The organism is Paenibacillus sp. Z3-2 (genome assembly GCF_054161325.1).
The window spans coordinates 2,675,593-2,700,879 of record NZ_CP096397.1 but is presented as its reverse complement, the minus strand read 5'-3'; the positions used below and the strand labels follow the sequence as shown (position 1 = coordinate 2,700,879).

The window sequence follows — 25,287 nt, the reverse complement described above, 5'->3', positions numbered from 1 at the left end:
CTCTCGTCTCTGCGGGATGATGCAATCCGGCTGGGCCGGTAATTAATAGACGTCCCGCTGATAACGTTTATCCTGTTGCAACCGTGTCAGATATTCCGATGCCTGTTCAGGCGATAAGCCGCCTTCTTGTTCAAGAATCGTGGTAAGTGCAGCATGCACATCATGTGCCATTTTTTTCTCGTCACCACAGATATATACGCTTGCCCCTTCCTGGAGCCATTGGTACAACTCTTTGCTGTGCTCCAGCATGCGATGTTGTACATATACTTTCTGTTCCGTATCACGGGAGAAGGCTACATCCATCTTCGTGAGTACACCATCTTTGAGCCAACGCTGCCATTCGGTCTGGTACAGGAAGTCGGTGGAGAAATGCTGATCCCCGTAGAACAGCCATGTCTTGCCTTCTGCTCCTGTTTCTTCACGCTCACCAAGGAAAGATCTGAATGGCGCAACGCCTGTACCTGGGCCAACCATGATGATCGGCGTGTCCGGGTTCTCAGGCAGTTTGAAATTCGGGTTATGCTGTATATATACAGGCAAGGTGTCGCCAGCTTCGATTCGTTCAGCCAGATGTACCGAGCATACACCGTAACGCTCTCTGCCGCGCGCTTCATAACGTACCGTACGAACGGTCAGATGAACTTCATCCGGGAAAGACTTCGAACTACTCGCTATGGAGTACAGGCGTGCCGGAATTTTGCGAAGAGCAGCTACGAATTCTCCGGCAGGAATGCCTTTCAGATTATAATCCTGAACCAGATCCAGCAGATCACAGCTATTCATGACCTTGCGGAATTCGGAATCATCTGCGAGTAACGCTGTCAGGCCACTCCCAGGGTTCAGTTTCGCCAGTTGTTCCACAACCGGTTTCGTTACGGCTGTAATCTCAAAATAACGCAGCAATGCTTCGTGCACAGAAGCCTGATCCCCGTTTTTATTCACGGTAACACGCTCGTCGGCATTCCATCCCATGGCTGCAATGACTTCATCCACGAGGCGTGGGTGATTCTCAGGGAATACACCAAGGCTGTCACCTGGCTCATAATCCAGGTTGGAGCCTTCCAAAGACAACTCAATGTGGCGTGTTTCACGGTCTGATCCTCTGCCATTCAGATTGAGATTTTCCAGTACCTCTGCCTTGAATGGATTCGTGCGATCATATTCGGAGTCCCCGCCGCTCACCACAGCGGTAACAGCTTCAGTGGTTACTGTACCTGCAGCAGCCGATGTGCTGCTTAATGAGGCCAGTACTTCATTCATCCATTCCGCCGCTGCTTCATCAAAGTCTACATCACAGTCCACGCGTGGTACAAGGGCTGTAGCACCCAGCTCCTGCAAACGCTTGTCGAAGTCTTTACCCGTTTGACAAAAGAACTCATAAGAGGTGTCCCCTAGGGCCAAAACTGAGTAACGAAGTCCTTCAAGCTTCGGAGCCCGTTTACTGTTCAGGAATTCATGCAGCGGAATCGCATTATCGGGTGGTTCACCCTCGCCGTGGGTACTGACGATGATGAGGAGATTTTCAATTTTCTTAAGTCCGTTCGGTTTGAAATCTCCCATCGATGATAATGTGACCTGAAGGCCTTGCTCTTCAAGCTTCTTGGCCAGCTTCTTCGACAGGCCACTTGAATTGCCGGTTTGTGAACCAAAGAGTACGGTGACTTCCCGGGAAACTGGAGGAGCACTTACAGGCGCAATACCTGTAGTTGGTGCAGCCTGTACCAGGTTTGCCGGAGCCGCCATTGTAGCGCTTGCCTGGATTGCTGCAATATATCCACTCAACCAAGTCCGTTGTCCATCGGTCAATGTAGGAATAAGACGATTAAGCAGTTCAACTTGTTCTTGATTAAAAGGGCTGTTTGTCACTTGAAGTTCCACTATTTTCCACCTCGCGCATTGCTTCGATTTTAATTCCGACTAAAATGATCACATTAATTTAATTTCCTCTCTCTAAAACCTAACACACCGGGTGTTTAGGGTCAATTTCAATGATTTTATGACATTTATCAGTTTCGCTGATAAAGGAACAATATGTGCGAATCCATCTCTGTTAAGGTAACGCAAGAAGGCTTACTCCGACCTGCGTTTCAGGTCAAAGTAAGCCTTCTTTTTCACACTCCACAATTCTTGTATATCGTCAGTTATTCCATACCAGTTTGCTCATCATCGCATATAACATCGTAGCCGCTTCAGCTCGATTTGCTTCGGCAAGAGGTTTCACCTCGCCGTTATACCCCCGGGCAATAGCCAGATTTACAAGCAATGCCACGCTCTCCCGGGCGTAAGGACCAATCGTAGAAGCGTCGCGGAAAAGGGTAAGACTATCCGATGCAGCCGACTCAGCGTCAACCAGTCCAGCCGCTGCAAGGGCCCTCACAGTCAACGTCATCATTTCCTGACGAGTAATTGTTGACTCTGGCAAGAAGCGTCCGTCACCGGTACCACTGGTGATGCCTAGTGAACGAGCAGCTGTAACCGCTTCGTAGTATGAAGACGTTTCGCTCACATCAGAGAACGCATTACCAGATGCAGCATTCAAGCCCAGTGCAGTCATCAGCCACTGTACGTATTGGCCGCGGGTCATCTCTTCTTTTGGATGCAACTGGCTGGAATCACCGCTTGCCTTGGCATCAATCACACCTCGGACAGCCAGCGCCTCCATCGCTTTCTTGGCCCACTGCACTTCTGTAAGGTCAGTGAAGGTCTGTCCGACAGACACAACAGCATAATTTCCTGCAAGTGACGTCACGGAAAATACAATCTCCCCGCTGTTTGGATCGTAATGACTTTGCGGCAATGGAGTTGCCACACCGTTCGCGCCAATGACAAACGCTATAATTCGATCCTGTTGCGTATCGTCTGATGATTGGTAAGGCAGACGCAGCATCAACTCGCTTCCCGATGGCCATGGATGACCATCCAGTTGGAGTTCCAGCTGGACTCCATGCTGGGTACCAAGCTGATCTGCGACTGTTTTTGGCAGCTCCGTTCTAACCAATCGGACTGATGCGATCTCGTCACCCACCATATCCTTCGGTATCAGCTGTGCAGGAAGCTTCAACGTCCCCAGTTCCGTAACGATGTTAAGCATGTGTGATTCGTCTTGATCCAACAACGCAGAGACAGGCAGGGACAGTTCATATGCGGTTGCTCCTGAGACCGGCTTCAGCCGAAGTTCGACCAAGCGCTGACCCGCATCCATTGAAGGGGCAACTTTAAAAGCATCTTTAATCGTTGAAACATCCACTTTGGACTGCACTACACCCTTCTGGTCAGTCTGCCCCTGCAGCTCCAGAACGGAGCGGTCTTTCTGCGGTTCAGGTTGTGGCACAGGATTTTCTGTATTGACACTGCCACTCCCTGATTGACCGCCATTGTTGGCAGAACCAGAACCATTTCCTTGATTACCACCGGAATTGCCGCCTGGACTACCGCCCGAACCAGGGTCCGTGCCTCCGGGGGAAGGAACAGATGCGAGCACCTTCACCGTCAACGGCACAGTCAGAGCTTTACTGTCATCAGAAGTTCGAGTAATTTCCAACTCCAGTGTTACTGTTATTTCCTTGGATGGCGGGACAATCGTTCCATCGGTTTGAATGACGGACGGTACCGAACTGGAAGCAATCGTCACCGTGAAACCTTGCGGCACTACCGGTAACTTCAGTTTCTTCGCACCTGCGGAAGGCTGTTCCAGTGCCGTAATGCCTGTAGCTATATCGGCAGCGGTCTGCTGAACCGTATGCACCTGATAAGCGGAAGATAAACCGCTCACGGATTGCCCCGACGCATCAAAAGCTTCCACTTTGTAAAAGTAATCTGTGCCGGGGGTCAGTTCATTATCGGTGTACTCCCGACCATTGCCGCTATAGACCACCTTATACTCACCTTGATCACGATCTGAGCCGTAGAGCTTATAGCTTGCTGCACCAAGACGAGCATCCCAGTGAAGCGTCACACTCGTTGAATCCACCGCATCAGCATTGAGACCAGCACTCTCATTGACAGGTGGCGTGGCATCTGGCTTAACGATCATAATCCAACTAATCATCGGGTCCTGTGATGCCGTGTTGCGTACGGTCAGCTCCAGCTTATTGTCCGACACACTAATGCCTTGATGTGCTCTCACACTGGCAGGTGTAAAAGTGACTGCACCAGTGTTGGTGCCATTGATAAGGAAATTCGCTCTGCGCGATGCATTTGTCCACGGATCGTTGAATCCGGCGTACACATCGTATGTCCCGTTCGGCACATCAAATGTATAGGTTAAGTCCGTGCCTTTAGGAGAATTGCTGACATTGCCACCGTTCAGATAACGTACGGTCGAGAATATATCCCCGCCATTCGAACCGGATGCCAGTGCATCTGCGCTGACATAACCCCAATTGCGTCCCTCGGCCGGAGCGTACATCTGATCCGCCGTTCCGGGGTTGGCAAGCGTTCCTTTCATATAGGCGCCCATGAGACTATAATCAGCCGTTTCGTAACCTCCGCTGTTCACGAAATAAAGTGTATTCTCCGGAATAACGTTTACACGAACCGCCTGCTTTTTGTTGTTATATTCCGGTGTAGTGACCTGTAACGTGAGCGGTCCTGGTTTAGCAAAATCTTCTGCTGTCATGGCCCGGTTATCAATTGTCCATACTGCTGGCGTTGACACCAGTTCACCACCGTCGCGCACATTCAATGTTGTTGGCAGGGATGGTACTTTGCCTAGCGCCACGGCTTCTGGCAACGGATCAGCGATATCCACCTTACCCATCGAATTCAGCAGATCAGGTGTCCAACTGTTATACCACTTGATGGCAATGTCGGAGCCTATTCCAAACTCAATTGGCAAGAAAACGTATTTTGCAGCGTCATTCGAGAAATTGCCACCGTTCCACGTATCGCCCACGTAAATAAACTTGCCTTTTTCCGGATCGACCGGAATAACCGATGTGGTCTGCGTACCGAATGCCTTGCCTGGATCGGGATCGCTCGGTAACGTGCGCACAAACGGATTGGTCTGCGTTGACCACGGGCCAAAAATGCTGTCCGCCACCGTCACTTTGTTTTCGTTAGGGGCCCAGCCGGAAGCTCCAGAGGTCAAAATATAATATTTCCCCTGATACTTGAACATCGCCGGCGCTTCGCGCTGTCCTCCCGGGAACACCCGCACGTAATCGACGCCGTATTGTGCCTGATAGGTGGAATCCCGTACCGGGTTTCCTTTGTCATCCGTTCGTCCTTCCTTATGCCACCCTGTTACGTCACTGTAGTCTTCTGTCAGTTTGGAGATATACAGCGTCAGGTTTTCCTCACTGGAGTAGATCAGATATCCGGTACCATCGTCGTCCTTGAACAACGTCATATCCCGTGCCATCCCCCGGTCGCTTGGGAAGAAATCTTTTTCTCCTTCGGGCGCTCTGTCCATCCGGTAACTCTTCTGATACACGAAAGGCCCTGTCGGAGAGTCACTGATCGCGTAACCGGCCCGCGCTTTACCGTAGTTCGCATTATCGTTATAGGGGTCCTTGTCGCCGTCCATGTGGGCCCACATCACGTATTTTTTCGTTTTGTCGTTGTAGATGACCTTCGGCCGTTCAATGATCCGCCCTCTGCGGATATCTGCCCAGATATCCACGCGATCCTCACGCCCCGCATACAATTCGGAGATCAACGGATCATTATCAAAATCATCCATCGATTGAAGCGTCGTTAAAGCCATGCCTCCGTCCGTCCAGTTCAACAGATCCTTGGATGAGTACACACGCACACCAACAGCTGGCCATCCGCCCTTATGATACTCGCCATACCAGTAATAAGTCTCTGTCTGTTCATCATAGAAAAAGCCTGCCCCATGCGCATCAATCGGCTTGCCCTCCAGATCCGGCCACAATTGTCCCGGTGTAATGCTTGTGCGGATTGTGGCAACACCCAACGGCGCAGATGCTGGGGAATCAACTCCATCCACCATAGCTTGGATCATGTAGAAATATCCCGTGCCCATTGTCAGACTACTATCGGTAAACGTGCTTTCATTGCCACTGTACACCTGCTGATACGTACCCGTTGCACTGGTTGCACGGGACACGGTATACGTTACATCAGATCCAGGCAGGACATTCCACCCCAGAGAGATTGAAGTATCCGTCACAGCTGTGGCAGTAAACGCTGCAGGAGAGTCAATGGCGTACGTCGTGACTTCTACAACAGTGACTGCTGATTCTCCAGCTGCATTCAAGGCCGTTACGTGATAGCTATAGCTGTTGCCCGGCTCAAGTGCCTGATCCGTGAATGTGAGCCCTTTACCTTCGTAAACCTGCTCGTATTGGTCGCTGCCAACCTCGGCACGAACCACGCGATAACCAGTCGCCTTATCCACAGCGGGCCAAGACAGCTGAACGCTGGTCGCGTTAAGTGCTATAGCCTTCAATTCAGCCGGAGCCTGCGGTGCAGCTGCTGTCGTTCGGACTTCAATCGGCGCAGACCACAAGGACTCAGTTAGACCCCCGTATTCATAAGCCAGCTTGTAATAATACACCGTATCCGCGCTTAATCCTTCATCTGTATAAGTCAGAGACCCGGTGTTGTTAACCAGGGCATAACCGCCTTCGGAGCTAGTCGAACGATAGAGGCGATAGCTTGTTGCACCTGAGATTTCAGACCATTGCAGGGAAACCGAAGATCCCGTCTGCTCTGCAATGATGATCCCAATATCGTTCTCTGGAGGCTGCTCGGCGATGGTCACGTCATCTACATGTACCGATTGCCATTTATTTCGAATGCCAACGCTACCTGACCCGTATGTAGTATCGACCAGATCGAATACCAACCGATCGGAGCCACTTTCGGCGATATACCCGCGAATCGTTGTACCCGATAGCACTATTTTGAGTGTGTACCACGAATCTTTGGCAAACGCATAGTCCACCGTTTTCAAAGGTGTATCTGTCCCGTTAACCCGTTTGGAGAAAACGAGTTTATTGTTAGGAACTTGCATCTGAAAATAGTAAAAGTTGCTCTTATCCTGAAACCGCGGCAATATTCCCGGATACCCCTGACCTTCTCCCGTGTAAAAGCGCATGGACACGGTCATATCCGTCATGGGGTCTTCAGTGGAGATGATGCCTTCGTTGGTATCGCTCTGGAAAAGCGTGGAGTTGGACGCATCTGTCGGGTCCGCGATCACTTCCCAATTGCCTAAGCTTACGTTCCACATAGGGGATGATGTGTAATCGCCATCTGAAAAATCGTCCTGCAGCAACGTAGCCGGGATTCTGTTCAGATCGGCATATGCCTTACTCGGCAGCATCAATGGTCCGTAGGATAGCGCAAGTGTCGCAGATAACATGAAAATCATGGGTTTCCTGAGTTTATCCAATGTTCATTCTCTCCTTTGGCTTGGAAGATGAAAGCATCGTTCTTGAAGGCGCGGTGTTGTTGTCCGGCCTGTCCTCAGCAGCCAGCGGTCAGTAACGAGCTTTTGTCCACCTCCTCATTTCAATGAAACCGGTTTCATTGAAGGGCAAAAAAAGACCCGTCTTCCCTTCTAAGTGCAATGATACCCATGCGGAATACCGTGTCTTCCTTGCCCCTATACAGTAAAACAGGTTTCTACTATGCAAATGTAATCGTTTTCCTGAATTATATTATTGGCTTATTAACGCTGTCAACCACGAATTCAACTTGGACATTTTTCGTTAGAACCATACAAAAAAGGCGCGAGTTCTGCCTGTTTTGCAAGCAAAATTCGCGCCTTTTCTCACCGTTCGAGCTTGTTCGCAAGCTCCCTCGAATTACCTTAAAATACTTTCGTTGTCCACGACTCACAGTTCCAAGTCTCCGTAACCACATCACGGTAGAATTCGGGTTCGTGGGAAATCAGAAGAATACTGCCTTTGTAAGCCTTGAGCGCACGTTTCAACTCTTCCTTGGCATCTACGTCCAGATGGTTCGTCGGCTCATCGAGCACAAGCAGGTTGGTTTCATTATTGATCAGCTTACAGAGACGAACTTTGGCTTTCTCGCCACCACTTAGTACAGCTACCTTGCTCTCAATGTGTTTTGTAGTCAAACCACATTTTGCAAGTGCAGCACGCACCTCGAATTGGGTATACGAAGGGAACTCCTGCCAGATCTCCTCGATACAGGTATTGTAGTTCGCTTCCTTCATCTCCTGTTGGAAGTAACCGATCTCCAGATGTTCGCCGCGTTGAACGGTTCCTTCCAGAGCCTGAATTTCACCCAAAATACTGCGCATCAGAGTTGTTTTACCGATTCCGTTCGCACCAACGAGGGCAATCTTCTGTCCACGCTCCATACGCAGATCCAGTGGTCTGGACAACGGTTCGTTGTATCCAATCACAAGACCTTTGGTTTCGAAAATGAGCTTGCCGGATGTTCTTGCATCACGGAAGTTGAACTGCGGTTTCGGTTTCTCCTTGGCGATTTCGATGACATCCATCTTGTCGAGTTTCTTCTGTCTGGACATCGCCATATTGCGTGTAGCAACACTTGCTTTGTTACGCGCTACAAAATCCTTGAGGTCAGCAATCTCTTGTTGTTGGCGTTTGTACGCCGACTCAAGCTGCTGTTTTCTCATCTCATGCACTTCCTGGAAATGATCATAATCGCCCACATAGCGGGTTAGATTCTGGTTCTCCATGTGATAGATCAAGTTGATTACACTGTTCAGGAACGGAATATCGTGAGAAATGAGGATAAATGCATTCTCATATTCCTGCAAATAGCGTTTCAGCCATTCGATATGCAATTCATCCAGATAGTTCGTAGGCTCATCGAGCAGCAAAATATCGGGTTTTTCCAGCAGCAGCTTGGCAAGCAGTACTTTGGTACGCTGTCCACCACTCAGGTCATTGACGTCTTTATCCAGACCGATATCTGTCAGACCCAGACCACGTGCGGTTTCATCCACTTTGGCATCGATCATGTAGAAATCCTGGTTCGTCAGCGTGTCCTGAATCGTACCCACGTCTTCAAGCAGTTGTTCAAGTTCCTCCGGCGTTACATCGCCCATTTTGCCATACATATCATTCATTTCCTGTTCCATGTCAAACAAATACTGGAACGCGCCGCGAAGTACGTCACGGATCGATTGGCCTTTATTCAATACAGCATGCTGGTCCAGATAACCAACACGCATCCGTTTGGACCATTCCACCTTGCCTTCATCCGGCTGAAGTTTTCCTGTAATAATGTTCATGAAGGTGGATTTACCTTCACCATTGGCCCCGATCAGACCAATATGTTCGCCCTTCAACAGGCGGAATGAAACGTCGTTAAAGATAGCACGGTCACCAAAACCGTGACTTAATTTTTCTACATTTAATATGCTCATTCATGACACCTTTTCTATATAGACTTAATTCTTTGTATATTATAAGCGTTATATCCTGCACAACTCAACGCCATATTAAAAATTATTCCACCTTTTTGGCTGAAATTTGCCTTATATGAAAGTATGGGGTAAAATTTTGCCTTAACGAATGACTACTATATAGAACGGAGCTCCCACAGGAGCATCAGGTGAAGATTATGATCGAAGTAAAACAATCCAAGTTGGGTGATGGCGGTGAATTTAATCGCGGAGTATTTGCTACCGTTGATATTGCCAAGGGAACGCTGATCCATCAGGCACCCGTTGTGCCTTACCCGAATGAAGACCATGAGCATGTCGAGAAAACGATTCTGGAAGATTACGTGTTCGAATATGGGGCGAATCACACCGCGATTCTGCTCGGCTACGGCAGTCTGATCAACCACTCCTATGAACCTAACGCAACGTATGATATCAACTTTGAAAACCATACTTTTGACTTCTATGCGTATACAGACATCAAGGCTGGCGATGAAATCGTGATTAATTACAACGGTGAAGAAGATAACATGGACCCGTTATGGTTCCTGGATGATTACGAGGAGCGTATGCGTGAGTTGAATGAGTCGACGGATGATGAGAGTGAGAAAGAGAATGAACCCCAGTCTCTGGATACGGACTCAAGCAAGTAAACGTTAATCTCAATAACGTTCGCAAGGAACCTTCGCTGTAAACTCAAAAGAACTTGATGAATCCGGTCCAGGTTGTTCAAAATTCAATGTTCAATACACAAATAGGCAAATCCTCTACTCGTGGAAGACTTGCCTATTTGTGTTGTTTTACTTTCTAAGGTAGATACACTAGTTGTTAATCAGTTATTGGTGGATCTGTATGCAAGTCTTCATCAGGTGCCGTGGAACTCCACTTGGTAAAGGCTACCTCGAAACCTGCCCGCTTGGGTGAACACAGAAATGGACCCGCGTGCTTGTTGTTTGGATGGGCAAATCGTGCAACTCGTATTGTTCGCCAAGGATGCTCATCTGTCCGAGCACGAATGACGACTGCTTCGTTACTGTAAGAGGCTCTAATCGTTACGATTCGTCCACCCCATTCTGGTACAGGCGAGAGTGACCAATCCGAATACGTATTGGTCACGACGGCTCCAACATGAACTACGCCATCATTGACCTCAACACCAGCCTTGATCCATTGATCGTCTCCATGCCATAACATTAATCCAGCCTGATCATATAATTCGGTGAATGAGCTTAGATCAAACGATACTTCAATCGCTTCACTTCCATCCCATGGAGCAAGCATAGCGTGTCCATTCCGATGACAGAATCCATAGAATGTGTTCTCCCAGAAGTCACTGCCTTCCTGAGCTTCCACAACGAAACGATCCCTGTCCATCCGTGCAGTAACGGGTTCCGTAGTCCACTTGCCTGTATGAAATCCGATAAACTCCGATGACATCGTTATTCTCATCCTTCCTTTAGTCCCAAAGGGGGGCTCATCATCACTTCTATATTAGAGAACTCAGGTCCGAAGCAGCCGTAGGATACGCAAAATTCATGCTGTTTAACTGGTCTGTAGTCAGATTGAACTGAATCGCCATCGCAAAAAGGTTAATCAATTCTTCTGTTTTGCTTCCGAGCACATGCGCACCTAGAATGCGGCCCGTTGGTTTGTCGATCACCACTTTGGCCATAGCCATTTTTTCATGAGTTCGCTTGTAAGTATACCATTTCGACATATCATTTACCTGCACATCATAGCCTTCTTTCTTGGCTTGTTCCGTGCTCATCCCTACAGCTCCAAGTGCAGGGACAGTAAACACAATGGAAGGCATTACTTTATAATTCGGTTTGTGTTGATTGCCCTGCAACAAATTGAACGATACGGCCCGCGATTCCTGACCTGCTAATGGAGTCAAAGGCAACCCTTTTGTGTCGGTCACATCGCCAGCAGCATACACTCTTGGATTACTTTCACTTTGTAAATACTCGTTCACTGCAATCCCCTTTTTGCTGTACCTGACGTTACCTTTCTCCAATTCAAGTCCATCCACATTGGGAATGCGCCCTGCTCCATGAACGACAAGTCCGCACTGCCACTGGTGGTCTGCACCATTGCGTGTGCCATGAACGACGTAAGCATCCCCCACTTGTCGTATGGACTTCACCTCCGCGTTCAGATGAACGTGGATGCCGATCTCTTTCGATTTTTGTAACAGAGATTCCACCAGCTCTGCATCAAATGATTTTAGCGGTTCTTCACTCCGATGCAGGATATGGACTTCCGTCCCGGCTCTGGCCGCAATATGCGCAAACTCAAATGCCATATATCCACCCCCTACCAGAACTAATCGATCCGGCAGCTGTTCCAGATCCAGAAAATCATCACTATATATGAGATGCTCAGAACCCTCAATCTGAAGTGGCGCAGGCCTTGCACCGGTAGCAATCAGGATGTGTTTGCCATGAAGGATTTCTTCTCCGACTTGAATGTGTTCTTCATCGACAAATGAAGCTTTTCCATGGAACGTGTCCATTCCGGCCTGCTTGAATCGATCCTCACTTGCTCTAGGAATACTCTCGGTAAAAGTCCGCTTAAATGCCATCAGATCAGACCAGTTTATTCTTGCCTGTCCTTGAATTCCTTTCCCTTGCATCCGTTCATTCCAGTCAATCAGCTCAGCCGCTCCAGTCAGTACTTTCTTGGGATCACAGCCTCTCAATGCACAGGTTCCTCCGAACTCACGCTCATCAATCACAGCGATTTTCCATCCAGCTTCAGCGCAACGGGTGATTACAGAGCTTGCTCCGCTTCCTGTTCCAATTGCAATCAGGTCATAGGTTTCTTGAGTCATCATGGTTCCTCCTCATCCTCTTGGTACATCTATTGCAGGGATGCCGAAGTTACAGCAATCCAGCCTGTTTAAGGAACTCTGCTGCAACCTGTTCAGGATTCTCTCCCACTACGTTCACGTCATAGTTCATCTGACGCATCTCATCATCCGTAATTTTGCCAGTAAGCTGATTCAGCACCTCAACCAGTTGTGGATACTGATCTGCCGTCTCTTTACGAAGCATCGGCGCGCCTTGATAAGGCGGGAACAATTCCTGATCATCCTCCAGCACAACGAGTTCATACTGTCTCAACTCACTATCTGTGGAGTAAGCATCAACGAGATTGATATCTCCGCGCTGAAGAGCACCATAGCGAAGCTTGGGTTCCATTGTCGCCACGTTCGGGAATTGTATGCCATATTTCTTCTGTATGCCAAGATATCCGTCTTCCCGATCAGAGAATTCCAGCGTAAATCCTGCTTTGATCTGTTGCTCTACCGGTTTTAGATCCGAAATGGCCTTGAGTCTGTATTGATCTGCGATGCTCTGTGGAACCGCCAATGTATACGTATTGTTGTAATCCATAGGGTTCAGCAGCACCATGTTGAACTGGCTTAACATTCCGTCTCTGGCTTGTTCGTAGACCTCTGTCCGATCCGTACTCACAGCCGTTTCCTTCATGAATTCGGAGATAGCTGTCCCTGTAAATTCAGGATAGATATCGATATCGCCCGACTTGAGGGCATTGAACAGGAATGGCGTTTTGCCCAATCCAGGCTTCAATTCAACCGTTAAGTCTGTGTCTTTTTCGATTAGCAATTTGTACATATTAATGAGGATTTCGGGTTCAGCCCCCAGTTTCCCGGAAATCACGAGATCCTTCTGTCCTCCCCGCGCAAAAAAGGGAATGGTGATCACAAGTATCGCGATCAGAGCCAGCGAACCCAAGGTAACCAATGTTTTCTTGAATGACAAGCGCTGGAACTGGCGAAGCAGTACATCAAACAAAATGGCCAACAATGCGGCTGGAATAGCACCAAGGATGATCAATGCTGTATCGTTCCGATCAATGCCCAGCAAGATTAAGCCACCCAAGCCTCCTGCGCCGATCAAGGCAGCAAGTGTTGCCGTTCCTACGATGAGGACCATCGCGGTCCGAATTCCGGCCATAATGACAGGCATCGCGAGTGGCAGTTCCACTTTGATCAGACGTTGTCGACTGTTCATGCCCATCGCATTCGCCGCTTCGACCATGGAAGAATCGACTTCGGTGATGCCAGTGTACGTATTGCGAAGTACCGGAAGCAGCGCATACACCACCAATGCAATGATTGCAGGAAGTGTGCCAATACCGAATAACGGAATAAGCAATCCGAGAAGTGCCAAGGACGGTATCGTCTGCAATACAGCCGTAACTCCAATAATCGGTTCAGCGACTCTTGGCTTGCGTGTCAAGTAGATACCAAGCGGTATAGCGATAAGGACTGCAAAGAACAACGCGATAAATGAGATCTGAATATGTTCAAGAAGAGCAGACAATAACTGACCTTTACGCTCGCTGAACACCTCCGTGAATCTACTCATGTCCATCACCTCGCTCTTGTAACTGATCGGACCAATATCTCATCAGATCAGCTCGACTGATCTCGCCAATAATCTGGCGGTTACTTTCAACCAGCAGATGGTCATGGGAAGCCATGATATCAACCAACTCCGTTAACGAAATGGATACAGGAACGGCCGTTTTGGCTGATTTTGGCACATGACCAGGTGAGAGTGGTGACATGATTGATTCGAGATCGAATCCAGATTGTGAACTCATATCGGCATTAGTATCTCCGACAAACTCACGTACGAAGTCATTGGCTGGCTGCTGGATTAACTCTTCCGGAGTACCTACCTGCAATACTTCTCCATCCTTCATAATGCAGATGCGATCCCCCAGCTTCATCGCTTCCTGGATATCATGGGTGACAAATACAATCGTTTTCTTCATCTGACGCTGGATATCCAGAATATCGTCCTGCAATTTCTCGCGGCTCATCGGATCGAGTGCACTGAACGGTTCATCCATCAATACAATCTCGGGAATCGGCAGCGAGCGCACGCAACACACCAATTCGCTGCTGCTGTCCACCGGATAGTTCGGCAGGCTTGCGGTCACTATACGTATCTCCTTGCAATCCAACCATGTCCAGCAGATTATGGACGCGCTCCTTGATTTGATCTGACTTCCATTTCCGAAGTTCTGGGACAACCGCAATATTTTCGGCAATGGTCATATGCGGGAATAATGCAATCTGTTGAAGCACATATCCAATATTCCAGCGCAATTCATGAATGTTGTACTCATCGATTAGACGATCATTAATGCGCACCGTTCCATCTGTACGTTCAATCAGGCGATTGATCATTTTGAGCATGGTGGTTTTGCCACATCCACTTGGACCAATCATGACGAACAATTCTCCCTTGTTAATGTTGAGGTTAACCTGACGCAAAGCTGTAGTTCCATCAGGGTATTGTTTAGATACATTTTCGAACTGAATCATTCAGACTCTTCTCCTTTATCAAACATTCATTCTCATCTATTTCCCCAAAAGCACCCCCATATAATCATTCTATTGAACAGCTGCAATGCGATTGTTACCCAATCGTACAAGAACGGATATCTCCAATGGTTGATAAATCAGCAAAAAAAGACGGGCCTTTAGGCACCGCCTTCTTGTTACTCAACAGAATTTCTTCCAATATTTCTACTATTCTTTTATAATACGATTTTATTGTATAAAGCGATTAAATAATCGGCTGATACTAATGGGGCTATTCCCCGTCAATCTCAGCACGGTATCCGTTACTTGATCTTCTCGGCCTTCTTCACGGATGAAAATATCCAACCCAGCCAGAGTTTTTGCATAGTCTTCGGGCATCCCGGCTTGAATCATGCTGTTCCTCAATTCATCATCGGACAAAGATTCATGTTGAATAGACTGGTCCAGCATACGACTAATGATGTCGGCAACCTGCCCGTAAGACAATGTTTCCGGTCCCGTAGTGATATGGGCTGTATTATGAGGGACCATATCTGTCAGGGCTCGGAAGGCAACAGCTGCAATATCATCTGCGCTGACAAAACCGATTTTACCCTCACCCGCAGCACTGTAGATTTTACCGAATTGCTTCATCGTCTCCCGATGTGGTCCCTCCGTAAAGTTCTCCATAAAGTAGGACGGTTGTAGTACAGCCCACTCCGGAGCATGCGCTTTTAGATACTGATGTACTTTGCCAAATATAGGACCATCTTCATCAACTGAAGCACTGCCAAGCAAGACAAATCGCTTAACGCCGCTCCACAATGCTTCCTTAATGAACGGAATCATGACGTCTTCTGGGGTCATGTCCATGACTGGCACGACAAGGTACACCTGGTTCACATTTTTCAGCGCCGGAGCATAAGTCTCAGAATCATACCAATCAAAATAGACATAGTTATCACCAGAACCAGAAAAAGATGCTTTAGTTCTTCCTGCCAAACGCACCGGATATTGTTGCTTTTGAAGAATGGCAGCAACACGACTTCCTGTCTTCCCATTAGCGCCTGTAATAAGTGTCAACGGTTTATCATTGATCATGTTTACTTCCTCCCAAGTCCGATTCGATTACGATCATCGGATTCCAATAGTCTTTATAATGTGTAATTTTGCCATTCTTGTGGCTCACTACAGAGATGTAAGTTTGGTTATATGGCTTGCCTGTAACGAATGAAAGCCCTTTACAAGTAAATTCGGCCACAAACTGTTGTTTCGTGGAATCAGCAATAATCACCGGTTCAGAAAACTGCTGGATTTCAACCATCCCCAGTAGATTATGTAGATGATTCGCAATTGCGGCTTTGCCTTCCAGTTTCTGAGGATATCCTGCTGGTGCATAAGGGAATTCAAAGATAGCTTCAGTTGTATATAGTTCCAACCACTGTTCCAATTCTCCCTCCAGTAGCAATTGAGTAAATCCATGCATAATCTGATGTGGCACACTATTGCCCGCTTCCAGCTGCTGGGATTGTGTCATCTCTTTATTCCTCCTTTCGTTTGTTTGATATTCTTTTTCCAGACCAATCAGTCTATAATATTCAAAAAATAAACGCCCTAAGCGTTCATTTTCAAAAAAACCAATAAGCATTCATGATCAATCATGTGAAACATTAGTCCATAGCCCTTAAAGTCATCTGTACAAACTCTCGCAGTACTTCTGCACTTGCACCGCTCTTCGCCGTAAAGGTCAATGAGAGTCGAGAATAATTCAGAAAACGGGCAAGGCCGGGCAATTCTTCCTCTGCATGCTGCTGCAATTCGCCATTCCTCTGACCTCGTAGCAGTGCAGTATGAAAAACATCTTCCATTTGTTGGTTAGTCGTTTGAATAAAGGCTGCGATTTCATGATTTTGTGGTGCCTGTTCAACCGCACTATTAATGATGAAACATTCATTACGGCGTTCGTCGTCTGTCAACACGTTAACCGCTTCGTTGAACAATTGTGTCACGCCTTGCCTCACACTTGTGCATTCGTTTAATAGCCTGATCCCCGCCTCTGTCTTCTGCTGGATATAGAATTTAAGCGCAGAGACAAACAAATCATGTTTGGTTCCGTAGGTGTCATACAAGCTTTGCCGCGCAATGCCAAGTTCACTCAGCAGTAAGCTCAATGATGTGCCTTCATAACCGTAGGCTCCGAATACAGACGTTGCTTTTCTTAGAACAGTCTCCGTGTCAAACTCCTTGGCTCTTCCCAATTTCAGATCTCACCTCCCTGTTCATTAAGTAAAGAATACCTTTTCCGGACTGATCAGTCAAGAAAATAAATGCTTTGATTTTTGCCAAAGTGGTATAATGGGAATAGAAGCTGAATGATTTCTTTTACCATATACAACCATGACAACAATAAAGGAGTGTACCCATATGTATATTCAAATTACAGATCTGGCTGCAAAACGTTTGACGGAAAGCCTGAATGACCAGCCTGGATATTTCAAAGTAATCTATGACCTGGAAGGTTGCGGATGTAACGGAGTTATCGCTATTATCATAGTAGACGAACTTGCAGCTCTCGACGCGCAGATAGAAACCAATCTGGTCCCGTTTTATGTTGATCCGAAGCAGCAGCTGAACCTTGAACAACACATGAAGCTCGATACGGAAGAGAATTATCCTTCTTTCAAATTAAGCAGTGATTCTGGTGTACTCAGCGCCAATGTTCGCGTTCGCGATACCCGTGCTGTTGCTGCCGGAAGCTCCGGTGGATCTGACGCCTGCATGTTGTGACACAGTCTCCAGCATACTTGAAGTAATCTAGTATTATCTCTCTTCACATCAAAAGCCGTTGTATCTAATGCAACGGCTTTTTTTCTTTTCTTTATATGCCTCTACGAGAGTTGCAAAAAAAAAGACTCTATATAAATTTAACAAACATTTACACGAGACGGAGAGGACAGAAAGAACCTGAAGAAGCGAAGCGTTCGCCTAAAAGCTTTCTGAAAGAAAGCTGCATCGGAAGCATATGCTATCCCCGGATTTTCCCCTCATAAGGGGAATTCGTAAAATCTGGGGATAACAGCGATCGGAAGGTTATTCTGTCATCGTAGTGTCCAGGGTAAATATCTTTGGTTCAACTTATATAGCAAACTTGTTTACAACTCGGAAACAATTGGAGAACCTATGGATATAATCCTCTAGTATACTCGGTATATAGATTCATATAATCCGAGGAGGAACACACATCATGAAATCTTTTACTTCTAAATCCATCATATCCACAATTCTCATAGGTTCTGTTGTAGCAAGTTCTGCTTTTACTACGCTTCCTATTACTTCAAGCCTGAATCCTATCGCATCTGCGGCAAGCTCCAGCTTCACTCAATTTCTGCATGATAATGCACCTGGTCGTACAATCAAAACGATAAAAAATGTGGCAACCGTGACCAATGTGTCCAGTACAGTTGTGCTGGTCAATAAAAAGAGAAATCTGCCTTCGACTTATACACCTCAAGATTTGGTTGTACCTAATATTCCTTTTAGTTTCTCAGATTCCAGTCCGAAGAAACAGATGCGTAAAGTGGCTGCAACAGCTATTGAAAAATTATTCGCCGCTGCCAAAAAAGACGGCATTGATATCAAAGCCGTGTCTGGTTATCGCTCTTATGCGACCCAGAAATCTATTTTTGATCGTAATGCCAGCATCAAAGGTGAAGCTGTTGCCAACAAAACAAGTGCTCGTCCAGGACAAAGTGAACATCAGACTGGTCTTGCAATGGATATCTCCAGCGCTTCGGCCGGTTATGATCTAGAGCAAAGCTTCGGCAACACCAAAGAAGGCAAATGGCTGAAAGCCAATGCCCACAAATACGGATTCATCATCCGTTACGGCAAAGATCAGGAGAAATTAACAGGTTACTCTTATGAGCCATGGCATGTACGTTATGTAGGTGTATATATTGCTGGTGAGATCACCAACCAGAAACTTACGTTGGAGCAGTATTTGGAACGTGCCAAATAAGGTAGGTTCCGTCCCCAAAGCTTAGCGAGTTATCGGATCAGATAAAAGAAGCATGGCTGAAGCAGAAGATGGGGCCGAAACTGGCCCTCTTCTGCTCCAATCTTTCTTTTCACTCCTCATCATGTACCTGCGATTCTCCTAAAGACCAGTGGCAATCTCTTCAGGCTTTCCGTTCCAGCCCAAGAGCCTACTCCAGCGAGCAGTGCATTATGGCACAAATACAGTGCGACATTGTACACGATGGAGCCCAGAATAATCTCCATAACAACAAAACGTTTTAACGTCGAAGATTGGATCACATATACCCGAAATTCATGCGGGTTATGTCCTCCCTTATATTTTGTGATGAAAGCTTTCATGAATCACCTCTAGTGTTTTATTTTAGCGTATGGCAACCAAACCTTGTCTTATTCAAAAATAATACTTACATAAAGTAACTAGGTGTGTTATAGTCAGTTTATAAATTATACATAAGCGAGGGAAACTACCATGAGTGAGTTGGAGAATCTGGTCAAAAACCGTAGATCGGCCATTATTTTTGAAGAAGGAATTGAAATATCGGATTCTGAACTGCAAGAGATGTTTGCCCTGAACAAATTCGCACCTTCTGCCTTCAACTTGCAGCATACACACTATCTTGTGATTAAAGATGAGGAACAGACAGAGAAAGTCTATGAAGCTTCCCAGCAATACAAAGTAAAAACAGCTTCTGCAGTCATTATCGTATTGGGCGATGTCAACGCACACCATCACATCCGCACCATTAACGAAGGGTTGCTGAACCTGGGGGCACTTACTCCTTTCCAATATGAGCAGGAATCCCAAAGTGTCACCGAATTTTACGAATCTCGGGGCAGATTCTTCCAACGTGAGGATGCCATTCGCAATGCCAGCCTGTCCGCCATGCAATTGATGCTGATTGCTCAGGATCGCGGTTGGGACACCTGTCCAATGATCGGCTTTGACGCCGAAGAACTACAACGAAGCTTGGATATCCCTAACCATTACGTACCGGTTATGATGATCACCATCGGCAAAAAGTCGGAAGCCAAACAGCGCCCACGCGGTTACCGTAAACCGATTAACGAATATGTTAGCTTCAACAAAATGCACGCTGAATAATATATAATATGACAGAATATATAAATGACACAGCAAAAAAGCCACGATCTCGTGGCTTTAATACGTTTCATAGATCAACGTATCCAACATGTGAAATTCCTCGTCGAACTCCGCGTATATGTATAGTCGGCCAGCAGGTGTATCCCCGCATCATAATCCAATCGAAGGTATCGATTTTCCTGAAATTCTGCATCAGCCAAAACCAATTCATTAATATCCTCGTCCAGATGAGCCTCGGCAATGGTTCTGAGCGCCTGTTCACCAAGCATGTTCCACCGTTACAAGTTTGGAATTATGAGAAAGATCCAACACAACTTGCCTGACTATTCTATGAGTTTCGTCGCCGGGATTCAACAATGACCTAAGCAATTTTTTTTATACCATGTTAGCATCCAATATGTAAGAGAAATCGTACAGAGAGGAAGATTCTCATGGAAATGTATATCGAAAACCTCCCGTCATACCGGCTGGCTTATGTTCGACAAATCGGTCCTTACGGTCCAGCTAATGCCCAAGCGATGAATACGTTGAAACAATGGGCAGACAAAAACCAACTGCTTAATGAATCAGCAATTTTACTCGGTATTCCCCAGGATGACCCGGCAAGCACACCCCCTCAGAACTGTAGATATGATGCCTCTATTGTTATTACTGAATCTGAACGTCTGGAAGATGATTCTATTGAGTTTGGCGAGCTATCAGGCGGAGATTATCTCATCTGTAAAGTGAAGCACACGGCAGAAGATATTCAGCATGCATGGAATGTGATCATTCCTCATTTGCAAACAAGTGGTTACAGGATGGATAACAAGCCGGTAATGGAAAGGTATCGATGGGATCTGCTCAATCAGCATTATTGCGAGATATGTGTGCCTGTAACACCCGTGTAATCCACGTTACGAGGAAACAAAAAAGTGACTTCATGTTGAAGTCACTTTTTTGTTAACGACTGCTACTACTAGCTAGTTAAGACTTGTTAAGAAATTAAAATGCCCAGTTGCCTTTACGGAATACCGGCTCGATTGTACCGTCTTGTAACTCACCATCGATATCCAGCTCTGCGGAACCGATCATGAAATCGACGTGAGTCAAACTCACATTGCACTCATGCTTCAACAATTCTTCGTTCGACATGGTTGTGCCATCTTTCATATTGAAAGGATACGCACTTCCCACGGCCAAATGACAGGACGCATTCTCATCAATCCCCGTATTGTAGAATATGCGATTCAGGTTGGAGATCGGGGAGTCATGCGGTACGAGAGCCACTTCACCCAGATAACGTGCACCTTCATCCGTAGCAAACAGGTTCTTCAGATGCTCTTCACCGGATGCTGCCGTAAACGCTACAACCTGACCATCCTTGAATGTGATTCTCATCTGGTCTACCAGTTGCCCGTTCAGATTCAGAGGCATGGTGCTGCTAACATAACCATTCACTCCGCTGCGCTTAGGCATGGTGAATACTTCTTCAGTCGGCATATTGGCAACCGTGTATACGCCTTGTTTATTTTCGCCACCACCGCCACCCCAGATGTGGTTATGGACTAGTTCAATTTTCAGGTCTGTACCTGGCGCACGGTAATGCAAGCTCTTGTAGTTCTTCTTGTTCAGGAGATCACTCATGTTATTTAAGGCATCCAGATGCTCTCTCCAATTTTGTACGGCATCTCCGCCATCAACACGGTTCATTTTGAAGATCGTTTCCCACATCACGTTGATTCGGTCTTCTTCCGGGATATCTGCAAACACTTTGTTCGCCCAAGCCTTGGTCGGTGCCTTGATCAGACACCAGCTAATTTCATGGTTACGTGTATATTTTGCGTACCCTTTCCGTGCCTGAGCAGCCGCTTTGGTAGCCCGGGACACGCTGTCGGAGTCAATTCCGTTATACAGTTCTGGATCTGGAACTTTGATCGTCAGGGTGGCGCCGCCTGCTTCTGCAAATTTCTCCATCATATCCGCTTTCCACGCTGGATAGTAGTCGAAGCTGTCATTGGAACCATGCTGGAAACGACTGCGGGTAATGTTGTCATCATCGAAGTCCACCTGTACATAGTTTGCACCAGCCGCATAGGCTTTTTGTACAATCAGACGTGTGAATTCTAGCGTTTCGATAGGGGCAGTTACGAGCAAATCCTGTCCTTTTTGAATATTCACGCCGACTTTAACAACCAGTTCTGCGTATTGTTCCAACGATTTTTCAAAAGTTTGTTCAAATTGACTCATGGTTGTGTTCACTCCTGTTTCAAATTTTATTATGACTCGGAATCTGCTGAGTGGCCGTTACAGCGAAGGATCGTTCTTTAGATCGTCGTTGTCTCCAAATTTTCTTCATCGTATTTTTCAAAGGTTATAATTTGGATACAAATACGACCGCTATCGCTTCTGCAGAATCGATTCCTTCTCTTTCACTACGCAGGCTTAATATCTAAAATTTCATTTATACAAAACGATTTAACTATTACGTTTTTCTTGTTCACGTAACTCGATCCGGCGGATTTTACCGGAGTTAGTCTTCGGCAGATCCGTCACAAATTCGATCTTACGTGGATATTTATAAGGTGCTGTGATTTCTTTGACGTGGTGCTGCAATTCACGCTTCAGTTCTGGTGAAGCCAGCGAATCATCTCGCAGGACGACAAATGCTTTCACCACATTGCCACGGATCTCATCCGGACTTGCAACCACCGCACATTCCTTCACGCTGACGTGTTTCATGAGTGCTTCTTCCACTTCGAATGGTCCAATCGTGTAACCCGAACTGATGATGATGTCGTCACTGCGCCCTTCAAACCAGAAGTAGCCTTCTTCGTCTTTACGTGCACGGTCCCCTGTTACAAAATAATCGCCACGCTGATTCGCTTCCTTCCGTCCCTCATCCTGATAATAGGCACGGAACAAAGCTGGCATCTCTTTGTGTACCGCGATATCTCCTACTTCACCCGCAGGCACAGGTTGTCCGTCTTCGTCAATGATTTCAATCAATCCAGGTGTAATCGACTGACCCATGGAACCAATGCGTACAGGCGCATCTTTGAGACTGCCGATTAACAACGTGCTCTCAGTCTGTCCATATCCGTCTCGAATGGTCAGGTCGAAGTGACGCTGGAAGATTTCAATGACTTCCTGATTGAGTGGTTCCCCCGCCGACACGGCACTGCGCAGATGAGACAGGTCATAGTGTCCGAGATCATCGGCTTTGGCCATCAACCGATATTCCGTTGGTGTACAGCAAAGGACATTAATCTGATGTTCCTGCATCAGTTCCAGATAACGCTTGGGCTGGAATGATCCATTGTAGACCAGTCCGGTCGCGCCTCTTCCGAGTACCGACAAGAACGGGCTCCATATCCATTTTTGCCATCCGGGTGCAGCCGTTGCCCATACCGTGTCTGATGGCTGAATATCCAACCATAATGAAGAAGCGATCCGCAGATGGGCATATCCCCAACCGTGGCTATGTACAACTCCTTTGGGATTACCAGTAGTGCCTGAGGTATAAGCGAGAATTGCTGTATCATCACGGTGAGTCTCCACCGCCGCCATCTCGTCGGGTTGATTCTGCATTAACTGATGCACATTGACCCAACCTTCGGCAGGTACGCTATCTTCACCGTTCGGTGATGCCACGATGCGATGTGCCAGTGACGGCAGATCCGCGTCCATCTTTTCCACTTCCGAGGTCGTCTCTGACCATACAATAACGGCCCGCGCCTCAGAGTGACGCAGACGATATTCCAGATCTTTTGCCCGTAACATCTCGGAGGAAGGAATAACGGCAATCCCCAGTTTCAGACAAGCAATATAAATGACATAGGCAATAATCCGGCGTGGTACCATGACCAACACTCGATCGCCCTTCTCCAGTCCAAGTTCACGCAAGCCACCAGCAAGACGATTCGCCTGCTTGAATAAATCACCATACGTAATCTCTTCCAATTCTCGTTGATCGCTGAGCCATCTAAGTGCAATCCGGTCTGATGGATGATTCTCCATCTCGGATGTCAGGTTATAGCTTTCAGGCGAAATCCACTGTTCAAAGTTCAAATGGAGCCTCTCCTTCATAGTTCAAATGTAAAGCTTCTATATATTATACCCTAAATCCTAGGACCAGGTGCTATGAACTAGGCTCATTCTGAAAAAAATAAACATAGGTCAATTAACGATAACTCCCATTATAATAGATCTGTTCTTATAAAGAAAATGACATAACTAAAAGTGGCACCTACCTGGTCGTCAGGAAGGTGCCACTTTTATAAGAGAATCTAACTATAATTTTACCCAGCTATACTGTGTATGTTACCAAGGATAATTACCCATTCCGTCCAGAATGCTCTCAATTTCATTAAGCTCTTCCGTTGTCAGATCCGGTGCCTGGAGCGCAGCCACGTTTTCTTCAATCTGGGACACACGGCTTGCACCAATCAGTGCGGAGGTAACACGATTACCGCGTAAAATCCAGTTCAGAGCCAGTTGGGAGATCGTCTGTCCTCTTCGCTCGGCAACCGCCTGAAGCGCATCGAACTTGGCAATCCGCTCGTCTGTATATGCTTCTTTTTTCAATTGGCCTGTTGGATTGGCTCGTTCTGCCTTGATCTTATCGACATACTTATTCGTCAGCTGACCGCGGCCGAGTGGACAGAATGCAATTGAACCTACGCCTTGCTCATCCAGTACGTCTTGCAAACCGTCTTCAATCCAACGATTCAGCATTGAGTAGTTTGGCTGATGAACCAGACATGGCGTACCCAGACGACGGAGAATGGTTACCGCTTCTTGCGTCTGTTCTGCATTATAATTGGATAAGCCCACATACAGTGCCTTACCTTGCCGCACGATATGATCCAGTGCCGTCATCGTTTCTTCCAATGGCGTATCCGGATCTGGACGGTGATGATAGAAAATGTCTACATAATCCAGCCCCATCCGACCAAGACTTTGATCCAGACTAGCAATCAGGTTTTTGCGGGAGCCCCACTCGCCGTAAGGTCCACTCCACATATGATAACCTGCCTTTGACGAGATAAGCAGTTCATCCCGATAAGGACGCAGATGTTTTTTGTAAATCAAGCCAAAGTTCTCTTCAGCTGATCCTGGAGGTGGACCATAGTTATTCGCCAGATCGAAATGGTTAATTCCGAGATCGAAGGCACGCAAAATCATCTCTTCCTGAATATCCAATGTACGGTTGCCACCAAAGTTCTGCCATAAACCCAGCGCAATTTGCGGCAGTCTGATTCCAGATTTGCCGGAACGCACATATTTCATCTCATCGTATCGTTGTTCACTCGCAGTATAGGGCATCGTTATTCTCACTTTCCTGTAAGGTTTGTTGAATTCCTTTTAATCTTAGACATTTTTCTGCCAAAACGATATGGCATTTCACTATAACCATATGGAAAAATGATTGCTATCTATCTATACTATTGTTAAATTCTTAAT

The 25,287-nt window shown here is 46.8% G+C and carries 18 protein-coding genes and 1 pseudogene; 5 read left to right on the top strand and 14 right to left on the bottom strand.

Going from position 1 to position 25,287, the window contains the following annotated elements; all coding sequences use genetic code 11:
* Window positions 1–42 precede the first annotated feature (42 nt).
* The 3 genes from M1D71_RS12245 to M1D71_RS12235 all read right to left on the bottom strand — a co-directional run bounded on the left by M1D71_RS12245 (window position 43) and on the right by M1D71_RS12235 (window position 9,340).
* Entirely contained in the window at window positions 43–1,878 is a 1,836-nt protein-coding gene (locus M1D71_RS12245; RefSeq protein ID WP_458126658.1) for an assimilatory sulfite reductase (NADPH) flavoprotein subunit, read from the bottom strand.
* A 259-nt stretch (window positions 1,879–2,137) separates the two neighbouring features.
* Window positions 2,138–7,363, bottom strand: coding sequence for an S-layer homology domain-containing protein (locus M1D71_RS12240; protein ID WP_458126657.1), 5,226 nt, complete (start codon window positions 7,361–7,363; stop codon window positions 2,138–2,140).
* Between the two features lie 420 nt (window positions 7,364–7,783).
* Complete coding sequence (locus M1D71_RS12235; RefSeq protein ID WP_458126656.1) at window positions 7,784–9,340, bottom strand: ABC-F family ATP-binding cassette domain-containing protein; 1,557 nt, start codon at window positions 9,338–9,340, stop codon at window positions 7,784–7,786.
* A 197-nt stretch (window positions 9,341–9,537) separates the two neighbouring features.
* Here M1D71_RS12235 and M1D71_RS12230 point away from each other — a divergent pair, with 197 nt between their 5' ends.
* Window positions 9,538–10,011 (top strand): SET domain-containing protein, encoded by a 474-nt coding sequence (locus tag M1D71_RS12230; protein WP_458127226.1) that lies wholly within the window; start codon window positions 9,538–9,540, stop codon window positions 10,009–10,011.
* A gap of 175 nt (window positions 10,012–10,186) precedes the next feature.
* On the opposite strand, the gene M1D71_RS12225 is transcribed toward M1D71_RS12230, so the two are convergent.
* From M1D71_RS12225 to M1D71_RS12195, 7 genes and pseudogenes are all read right to left on the bottom strand, one after another.
* Complete coding sequence (locus tag M1D71_RS12225; protein ID WP_458126655.1) at window positions 10,187–10,795, bottom strand: DUF1349 domain-containing protein; 609 nt, start codon at window positions 10,793–10,795, stop codon at window positions 10,187–10,189.
* Window positions 10,796–10,844: 49 nt separating this feature from the next.
* Window positions 10,845–12,191, bottom strand: a complete 1,347-nt coding sequence (locus M1D71_RS12220) for a dihydrolipoyl dehydrogenase family protein (RefSeq protein ID WP_458127225.1) — start codon at window positions 12,189–12,191, stop codon at window positions 10,845–10,847.
* 49 nt (window positions 12,192–12,240) lie between these two features.
* Entirely contained in the window at window positions 12,241–13,755 is a 1,515-nt protein-coding gene (opuFB, locus tag M1D71_RS12215; RefSeq protein WP_458126654.1) for an osmoprotectant update ABC transporter permease/substrate-binding subunit OpuFB, read from the bottom strand.
* Window positions 13,748–14,723: pseudogene (locus tag M1D71_RS12210) on the bottom strand (ABC transporter ATP-binding protein). Before M1D71_RS12210 ends, opuFB begins: the two are co-directional and overlap by 8 nt.
* 228 nt (window positions 14,724–14,951) lie before the next feature.
* On the bottom strand, window positions 14,952–15,803 hold the full coding sequence (locus tag M1D71_RS12205; protein WP_458126653.1) for an NmrA family NAD(P)-binding protein: 852 nt from the start codon (window positions 15,801–15,803) through the stop codon (window positions 14,952–14,954).
* Window positions 15,793–16,239, bottom strand: a complete 447-nt coding sequence (locus M1D71_RS12200) for a nuclear transport factor 2 family protein (protein ID WP_458126652.1) — start codon at window positions 16,237–16,239, stop codon at window positions 15,793–15,795. Before M1D71_RS12200 ends, M1D71_RS12205 begins: the two co-directional genes overlap by 11 nt.
* 133 nt (window positions 16,240–16,372) lie before the next feature.
* Entirely contained in the window at window positions 16,373–16,960 is a 588-nt protein-coding gene (locus M1D71_RS12195) for a TetR/AcrR family transcriptional regulator (protein WP_458126651.1), read from the bottom strand.
* 166 nt (window positions 16,961–17,126) lie between these two features.
* Between M1D71_RS12195 and M1D71_RS12190 the strand changes: the two genes are divergently transcribed.
* Together M1D71_RS12190 and M1D71_RS12185 are read left to right on the top strand one after the other, a co-directional pair.
* Window positions 17,127–17,489, top strand: a complete 363-nt coding sequence (locus tag M1D71_RS12190; RefSeq protein ID WP_458126650.1) for an iron-sulfur cluster biosynthesis family protein — start codon at window positions 17,127–17,129, stop codon at window positions 17,487–17,489.
* Window positions 17,490–17,946: 457 nt separating this feature from the next.
* The gene (locus tag M1D71_RS12185; RefSeq protein ID WP_458126649.1) at window positions 17,947–18,720 is read left to right on the top strand and encodes a M15 family metallopeptidase; all 774 of its coding nucleotides are present in this window, start codon (window positions 17,947–17,949) and stop codon (window positions 18,718–18,720) included.
* 119 nt (window positions 18,721–18,839) lie between these two features.
* On the opposite strand, the gene M1D71_RS12180 is transcribed toward M1D71_RS12185, so the two are convergent.
* On the bottom strand, window positions 18,840–19,079 hold the full coding sequence (locus M1D71_RS12180) for a hypothetical protein (RefSeq protein ID WP_336759842.1): 240 nt from the start codon (window positions 19,077–19,079) through the stop codon (window positions 18,840–18,842).
* A 130-nt stretch (window positions 19,080–19,209) separates the two neighbouring features.
* Here M1D71_RS12180 and M1D71_RS12175 point away from each other — a divergent pair, with 130 nt between their 5' ends.
* Together M1D71_RS12175 and M1D71_RS12170 are read left to right on the top strand one after the other, a co-directional pair.
* Window positions 19,210–19,842, top strand: a complete 633-nt coding sequence (locus M1D71_RS12175) for a nitroreductase family protein (protein WP_458126648.1) — start codon at window positions 19,210–19,212, stop codon at window positions 19,840–19,842.
* 431 nt (window positions 19,843–20,273) lie between these two features.
* On the top strand, window positions 20,274–20,732 hold the full coding sequence (locus M1D71_RS12170) for an AraC family transcriptional regulator (RefSeq protein ID WP_458126647.1): 459 nt from the start codon (window positions 20,274–20,276) through the stop codon (window positions 20,730–20,732).
* 94 nt (window positions 20,733–20,826) lie between these two features.
* On the opposite strand, the gene M1D71_RS12165 is transcribed toward M1D71_RS12170, so the two are convergent.
* The 3 genes from M1D71_RS12165 to M1D71_RS12155 all read right to left on the bottom strand — a co-directional run bounded on the left by M1D71_RS12165 (window position 20,827) and on the right by M1D71_RS12155 (window position 25,149).
* On the bottom strand, window positions 20,827–22,071 hold the full coding sequence (locus tag M1D71_RS12165) for an aminopeptidase (RefSeq protein ID WP_458126646.1): 1,245 nt from the start codon (window positions 22,069–22,071) through the stop codon (window positions 20,827–20,829).
* 228 nt (window positions 22,072–22,299) lie between these two features.
* Window positions 22,300–23,841, bottom strand: coding sequence for an acyl-CoA synthetase (locus M1D71_RS12160; protein ID WP_458127224.1), 1,542 nt, complete (start codon window positions 23,839–23,841; stop codon window positions 22,300–22,302).
* A 303-nt stretch (window positions 23,842–24,144) separates the two neighbouring features.
* On the bottom strand, window positions 24,145–25,149 hold the full coding sequence (locus tag M1D71_RS12155; protein ID WP_458126645.1) for an aldo/keto reductase: 1,005 nt from the start codon (window positions 25,147–25,149) through the stop codon (window positions 24,145–24,147).
* Window positions 25,150–25,287 lie beyond the last annotated feature (138 nt).

Coding starts and splice junctions, on each gene's coding strand:
- M1D71_RS12235 (WP_458126656.1), bottom strand. CDS start 9,340: ATGAGCATATTAAATGTAGAAAAATTAAGTCACGGTTTTGGTGACCGT.
- M1D71_RS12205 (WP_458126653.1), bottom strand. CDS start 15,803: ATGATCAATGATAAACCGTTGACACTTATTACAGGCGCTAATGGGAAG.
- M1D71_RS12200 (WP_458126652.1), bottom strand. CDS start 16,239: ATGACACAATCCCAGCAGCTGGAAGCGGGCAATAGTGTGCCACATCAG.
- M1D71_RS12160 (WP_458127224.1), bottom strand. CDS start 23,841: ATGGAGAATCATCCATCAGACCGGATTGCACTTAGATGGCTCAGCGAT.
- M1D71_RS12225 (WP_458126655.1), bottom strand. CDS start 10,795: ATGTCATCGGAGTTTATCGGATTTCATACAGGCAAGTGGACTACGGAA.
- M1D71_RS12170 (WP_458126647.1), top strand. CDS start 20,274: ATGGAAATGTATATCGAAAACCTCCCGTCATACCGGCTGGCTTATGTT.
- opuFB (WP_458126654.1), bottom strand. CDS start 13,755: ATGAGTAGATTCACGGAGGTGTTCAGCGAGCGTAAAGGTCAGTTATTG.
- M1D71_RS12165 (WP_458126646.1), bottom strand. CDS start 22,071: ATGAGTCAATTTGAACAAACTTTTGAAAAATCGTTGGAACAATACGCA.
- M1D71_RS12180 (WP_336759842.1), bottom strand. CDS start 19,079: ATGAAAGCTTTCATCACAAAATATAAGGGAGGACATAACCCGCATGAA.
- M1D71_RS12185 (WP_458126649.1), top strand. CDS start 17,947: ATGAAATCTTTTACTTCTAAATCCATCATATCCACAATTCTCATAGGT.
- M1D71_RS12175 (WP_458126648.1), top strand. CDS start 19,210: ATGAGTGAGTTGGAGAATCTGGTCAAAAACCGTAGATCGGCCATTATT.
- M1D71_RS12190 (WP_458126650.1), top strand. CDS start 17,127: ATGTATATTCAAATTACAGATCTGGCTGCAAAACGTTTGACGGAAAGC.
- M1D71_RS12230 (WP_458127226.1), top strand. CDS start 9,538: ATGATCGAAGTAAAACAATCCAAGTTGGGTGATGGCGGTGAATTTAAT.
- M1D71_RS12155 (WP_458126645.1), bottom strand. CDS start 25,149: ATGCCCTATACTGCGAGTGAACAACGATACGATGAGATGAAATATGTG.
- M1D71_RS12220 (WP_458127225.1), bottom strand. CDS start 12,191: ATGACTCAAGAAACCTATGACCTGATTGCAATTGGAACAGGAAGCGGA.